7 protein-coding genes are annotated in these 5,968 nt (G+C 67.0%); 3 read left to right on the forward strand and 4 right to left on the reverse strand.

Features of this window, described 5'->3' with window-relative positions; genetic code table 11:
- Together ppk2 and VFG33_RS15455 are read left to right on the forward strand one after the other, a co-directional pair.
- Positions 1 to 759 (forward strand): polyphosphate kinase 2 (gene ppk2 / locus VFG33_RS15450; protein WP_325026932.1); only part of this gene is annotated, 759 nt, incomplete at its 5' end.
- 46 nt (positions 760 to 805) lie between these two features.
- Positions 806 to 1,693, forward strand: a complete 888-nt coding sequence (locus VFG33_RS15455) for a phosphotransferase (protein WP_325026934.1) — start codon at positions 806 to 808, stop codon at positions 1,691 to 1,693.
- Positions 1,694 to 1,710: 17 nt separating this feature from the next.
- On the opposite strand, the gene VFG33_RS15460 is transcribed toward VFG33_RS15455, so the two are convergent.
- The 4 genes from VFG33_RS15460 to VFG33_RS15475 all read right to left on the reverse strand — a co-directional run bounded on the left by VFG33_RS15460 (position 1,711) and on the right by VFG33_RS15475 (position 5,162).
- Positions 1,711 to 3,234: a sensor histidine kinase gene (locus tag VFG33_RS15460; protein ID WP_325026936.1), complete on the reverse strand. Its 1,524-nt coding sequence runs from the start codon at positions 3,232 to 3,234 to the stop codon at positions 1,711 to 1,713.
- Entirely contained in the window at positions 3,234 to 3,935 is a 702-nt protein-coding gene (locus VFG33_RS15465; RefSeq protein WP_325026938.1) for a response regulator transcription factor, read from the reverse strand. Before VFG33_RS15465 ends, VFG33_RS15460 begins: the two co-directional genes overlap by 1 nt.
- 64 nt (positions 3,936 to 3,999) lie before the next feature.
- Positions 4,000 to 4,539, reverse strand: coding sequence for a hypothetical protein (locus tag VFG33_RS15470; RefSeq protein WP_325026940.1), 540 nt, complete (start codon positions 4,537 to 4,539; stop codon positions 4,000 to 4,002).
- Between the two features lie 137 nt (positions 4,540 to 4,676).
- Entirely contained in the window at positions 4,677 to 5,162 is a 486-nt protein-coding gene (locus tag VFG33_RS15475; RefSeq protein ID WP_325026942.1) for a DUF456 domain-containing protein, read from the reverse strand.
- A gap of 42 nt (positions 5,163 to 5,204) precedes the next feature.
- On the opposite strand from VFG33_RS15475, the gene VFG33_RS15480 reads away from it, so the two are divergent.
- Positions 5,205 to 5,968 (forward strand): glycogen debranching N-terminal domain-containing protein (locus VFG33_RS15480; protein WP_325026943.1); only part of this gene is annotated, 764 nt, incomplete at its 3' end.

Raw genomic sequence — 5,968 nt, forward strand, 5'->3', positions numbered from 1 at the left:
GAGGAGCAGAAGCGGTTCCTGCAGATCGAGCTGCTCAAGTTGCAGAAGTGGAGCCAGTCCAACGGCCTGCGCCACGTCTTGGTGTTCGAGGGCCGCGACGCCGCGGGCAAGGGCGGCACGATCAAGCGCTTCATGGAGCACCTGAATCCCCGTGGCGCCCGCGTCGTCGCGCTGGAGAAGCCCACCGATCGCGAACGCACGCAGTGGTACTTCCAGCGCTACATCAAGCACCTGCCTGCCGCCGGTGAGCTGGTGCTGTTCGACCGGTCCTGGTACAACCGGGCCTGCGTCGAGCGGGTGATGGGCTTCTGCTCCGACGACGACTACCAGGAGTTCATGCGGCAGGCGCCGGAGTTCGAGCGGATGCTGGTCCGGTCGGGGATCCTGCTGGTCAAGCTGTGGTTCTCGGTGTCGCAGGCGGAACAGCAGACCAGGTTCACGATCCGGCAGATCGACCCGGTGCGGCAGTGGAAGCTGTCGCCGACGGACCTGGCGGCATTGGACAAATGGGGCGACTACACGGAGGCGAAGGAGGCGATGTTCCACTACACGGACACGCCGCACGCGCCGTGGACGGTGGTCAAGAGCAACGACAAGAAGCGCGCCCGCCTGGAGGCGATGCGCCACGTGCTCAGCCTGTACGACTACACCGACAAGGACTTCGAACTGGTCGCCAACCCCGACCCCAAGATCCTCGGCCCCGCCGCCCAGGTCCTGGAACACGGCGAATCCGCCAACCGAAGCTTCCCCGCGCTCTAGAAATTGGGGGGACCGGACAAGATCACGAAGGTAGTCTGCCCAGATCATGGAGATGCCAGACTTCACGCGTGCGATCGCGGCCGCGATCTCGGTCGCCGCATCGCTCGACCTGCCGGCCAACGATGCCATCGTTCTCCACAACTCGAACAAGCTGGCGCTGCGCCTGATGCCATGCGACGTCCTTGCCCGGGTCGCCCCTGTAGGGCAAGAGGTTGCACAGCTCGAAGTCGAGCTCGCTCAACGGCTCGCCGAGGTCGGATCCCCGGTGGGCGTCTTGGAGCCTCGGGTGGACCCGCTTGTGTACACACGCGATGGCTTCGCAGTGACGCTGTGGATCTACTACGAGCCCGTGACACCTGACGTCTCACCAGTCGACTACGCCGAGGCGCTGGAGCGGCTGCACGTCGGCATGCGCAAGGTTGAGGTGGCGAGCCCACGGTTCACGGATCGAATCGCGGAGGCGGAAGAGATCGTCGCCAACCCGGATCTCTCGCCGGAGCTCGCCGACGCAGACCGCGTGTTCCTCAGCAGCAGACTAGGAAGCCTGCGACGGGCGATCGACGACCGCGGCGCCGAAGAGCAGCTACTTCACGGCGAGCCGCATCCAGGCAATGTGCTCAGCACGAAGAAGGGCGCGTTGTTCATCGACTTCGAGACGTGCTGCCGTGGACCCGTCGAGTTCGATCTCGCCCATGTTCCCGAGGCGGTCTGCGAGCACTACCCGGGCGTTGACCAAGGACTGCTGGACGAGTGCCGGCAGCTCGTTCTCGCGATGGTCGCAGCGTGGCGTTGGGACCGTGGCGACCAGTTTCCGAACGGGAGGCGATTCGGGGAGGAATTCGTGCGCTCGCTGCGCGAGGGTCCTCCGTGGCCGACACTCGACATGATGGCCAGGCGACTGGATGGTCTGGAGAAATCGCCGAAGGTCAGTTGAAAGCAGGGCAACCCCCTTCAGGTGTTGGGGGAGAGGGGGAGGTGGACGGTGAAGGTGGCGCCGCCGGTGGGGGTGTCGGTGACGGTTACCTTGCCGTTGTGGGCTGCTACCAGGGCGGCGACGATGGACAGGCCGAGGCCGGAGCCGCCGGTGGAGCGGGTTCGGGCTGAATCGGCCCGGTAGAAGCGTTCGAAGACCCTGGTCTTCTGGCCGGCACTGAGGCCCGGACCGGTGTCGGCGACCTCGAGGATCGCCTCGCCGTCACGCGTACCGACCGACACCGTGATCGGTGCCTCGATGGGCGTGTAGTGCAACGCGTTGCTCACCAGGTTGCCGAGCACCTGACGCAACCGCGCCTCGTCCCCGTCGACCACAGGTGCAGACGAGTCGGGCAGGATCTGCAGCTTCATCGACCGCCCGGGCTGAACAGCCTGTACGTCGTGCACGGAGTCGCCCGCGAGCGTCAGGAGATCGACCGGCTGGTGCTGCAACGGCCGCTGCTGATCGAGTCGCGCAAGGAGCAGCAGATCGTCCACCAGCAGACCCATCCGCTTCGCCTCGTCCTCGATCCGCTTCATCGTCGCGGGATCACTCGCATCACCCCGCTGCCGGGTCAGTTCGGCGAATCCCCGGATCGACGTCAACGGCGTACGGAGCTCATGACTCGCATCCGCCACGAACCGCCGCATCCGCTCCTCCGACTGCCGCGCATGCTCCTCGGACTGCCTCGCGACCTCCGCCGAGCGGCGGGCCGCATCCTCTGACCGCCGGGCCGCGTACTCCGACGCGGTCCGCTGGGCGAAGGCGGTCTCGATCTGCCCGAGCATCTGGTTGATCGCAAGGGACAACCGCCCGACCTCCGTTCGCGGATCCCGCTGCGGCACCCGGCGGCTGAGATCCCCTCCGGCGATCGCCACTGCCGTGTGCTCCACGTCTTCCAGCCCGCGCAGACTCCGCCGTACGACCAAGGTCCCGACGCCGGCCAGCAACACCAGCAGAATCACCCCGGCCGCGATCTGCACCCCGACCAGTTGCTGAATCGTCTGATTCATGTCGCCGAGGCTCTGCGCAACCATCAGGAAGCCGCCGCCGTTCGTCTCCGGAACGGCGATCACACGGAAGGTTTCGCTGCCGGAGACGGCAGGAACGTCGAACGGCTTGTTGTTCCGGCCGACCACCTGCGCCAGGGTCATGGTCGGCAGTTGAGGCTGTGCATCGGTCGCGCGCAGCGGCTGGCTGACCGGTCCGTCTCCCTGCGCCACCGAACCGTCGGCCTCGAAACGCTGGATGACGAACGCACTCGGCAGCTTCGGCCCGTTGTCGGGGTTGTTCCGGGGAGGCCACTCTCCGTTGCGGGGGCGATTGGCGAACCCCTTGGCCGCATCGCTGAGCTGGGTGTCCACGCGTTCGGTGAGATAGCCGCGCATGATCGTAGTGGCGACCACGCCAGACGCCAGCAGCGCTGCGGTCACCAGGGCCAGGAGGACCAGGACGAGGCTGATGCGGAGCGGGTACCGGTCGGCCAGCCGGCGGTGGGGCATCAGTTGGGGCCTCGCGGGGTTCGGAGTACGTAGCCGACGCCACGGACCGTGTGCAGCAGCTTCTGGTCGCCGGTGTCGACCTTGCGACGCAGGTACGACATGTACGACTCGACCACGCCCGCGTCCCCGGCGAAGTCGTAGTTCCAGACGGCGGACAGGATCTGGCCCTTCGACATCACCCGCTCGGCGTTCTCCAGCAGGCAGCGCAGCAGCTTGAACTCCGTGAGTGACAACTGCACGGCCTCACCCCCCTTGAAAACCTCGTAGCTGTCCTCGTTCAGCTCCAGATCGGCGTACTTGAGGACAGCCGGCTCAGTCGCCTCCCGCTCGCGGTGACCGGAGCGCCGCAGCAACGCGCGGACGCGGGCGACCAACTCGTCCAGGCTGAACGGCTTGGTGACGTAGTCGTCGCCGCCGGTGTGCAGGCCGAGCACCTTGTCCTCGACGGCGTCGCGCGCGGTGAGGAACAGCACCGGCACGTGCCGATCCTCACTACGCAGCCGACGGACCACTTCGAAGCCGTCCAGGCCGGGCATCATCACGTCCAGCACGACCAGATCGGGCTCCACCTCCCGGGCTTTCCGCAGCGCCTCGGTCCCGTGCGTCGCGGTCGTCACCTCGTAGCCGGCGAACCGGAGACTCGCGGACAGCAACTCGACGATATTGGGCTCGTCGTCGACCACCAGGAGGTGAGGGCTCATGAGCCCAGTCTTACGCCCTCACCCCGGTGATCCCTGGGAGATTCCTGGCAATCACCTGTGAGTGTCACCGTGGTCCGCGCTTGAGACCCCACTTCTGGTTCGCCGCGTCACGCGCTGTGCCGGAGCTGATGCTAGTCGCGGTGGTCTTGCCGTCGGCGACGACTGCCAGTACGGAGACGGTGTTGCCGGTCTTGATGCTGGCGATCCCGTCGCGCGCCGCGTTCACCAGGGTCTCGGCGGTGACGGTGTAAGCCTTGCTGTAACCATCGGCACTCTTCAGCGTGATCGAATCGGCGCTGACCGCGGTGACCTCACCCCGCTGGGTGGCGATCGTCTGGTACCCGCCGCCCTCCTTCTCCACCGTGTACTCCCCGTGCAACGCACTACCGAACGCTCCGTGTTCGCCGCGCTTGCCGGCCTCCGGCCTGGCCGGGTCGGCCGGTGCGGCCGGTGCGGAAGGTGATGCGGACGGCGACGGTGAAGGTGAAGGGGTGTCAGCACTGGTGGTGGCCCAGGCGACCCCACCGGCCGCCGTGGTGACGGCAACCGCCGCCACCGTGCCTGCCAGCCGCCAGGGTTTGTCGGTCAGCTTCTGCAACGCCATGACTTTCTGCCTCCCGGTACTGCGTGCCAAGTGATCACCTGGCACTGGTCGTCCCACCCTGCGCGGTGGACCTGAGACGACCCTCCCGTGGACCTGGCAAAACCCTGGCAACCGGGTCGCTGCCCGCAGTGAGCAGGTCAGACGATGAAGAGGACGGCGATCAGCCAGACGGCGGCGGCGAGGGCGGTGCCGATGAACTCGATCAGCATCGACAACCCGGTGGCGCGCAGAGCATGTTTCGTCGATTCCCAGGCCGGGTCGTGGGCGTTCAGCCGCTGGCGCTCGGACAGGTAGACCCCTAGCGGGAAGCCGACGAACATCCCGATCACTGGGATCACGAAGAACCCGACGATGCCGAGCAGCACCCCGACCAGCATCGACCGCCGGGGGACCCCGGATTCCCGCAGCCGGCGCTCCGGTACGACGTACTTGACCACCTGGCTGGCCCCGATCAGCACCACGGCCGCGGACAGCACGATCCAGCCGGTGGCGCTCTGTTCCTCAAGGGCCCAGACCAGGATGGCCGCGAGACTCAGCAGCGCGCCGGGCAGGACCGGGACCACGATGCCGATGATGCCGACGAAGATCGCCACCCCGACCAGAAACGTCGCAACGTCGTTCACGCTGCCACTCTGCCGTAAAAGCGGTCCGCTTAGGGTGGGCACATGCCCTATCTGCACGAACTGGTCACCGCGGTGGCCGCGCCCTGGGTGGTGCTCTCACCACGATCGGGGCAATTGAGTGGCACCGGCGCCGAGGGCGTCTATGCCCGGGACCTCCGCATCCTGTCCAGGCTGCAGGTCACGATCGACGGCACCGCCCCCGCTCCTCTGCACGTCGACGAGCCCGCCGCCTGGACCACCTCGTACTCCGCTGTCGTCGAAGGCGGGGGTGGTTCCGGCCACGACACCACGGTGACGCTGGAGCGGGTCCGCGAGGTGGACGGCGAGGGGATGAGCGAGCGCATCACCCTGGTGAACCGCTCGCGCGACACCGTCGAGTATGAGCTGGTGGTTGCCTTAGGCGCCGACCTGGCCGGGACCGCGGCAGTCCGCAGCGAAGCGGCCGCAGACCTCCCCGAACTGGAACCGGTCCGCGTACCCGACGGCCTGCAGTGGGAGGACAAGGGGACCCGAGTAAGCGCTCTCTTCGATCCCGCTCCCGATCAGTCTCAGCAGGACAGGGTGAGCTGGATTCTGAAGGTGGAGCCGGGCGAGCAGTCGACGGTGAGCCTCAGAGTGACTGCCACGTTCCCAGCGACTGACGGCTTCAAGATCGAGCCGCCTGCCGAGCGTTCGTCGTACAGCGAAGTCGGCGTCGAGTGCGACGACGCTCGGTTGCAGCGATGGGTGCGGCGCTCTCTTGACGATGTGGCTGGTCTCCAGCTGGTCGCAGATCGCACCGGAGATCGGGGAGAGCGCTATCTCGG

It is taken from the genome of Kribbella sp. (assembly GCF_035687465.1).
GTDB lineage: Bacteria > Actinomycetota > Actinomycetes > Propionibacteriales > Kribbellaceae > Kribbella.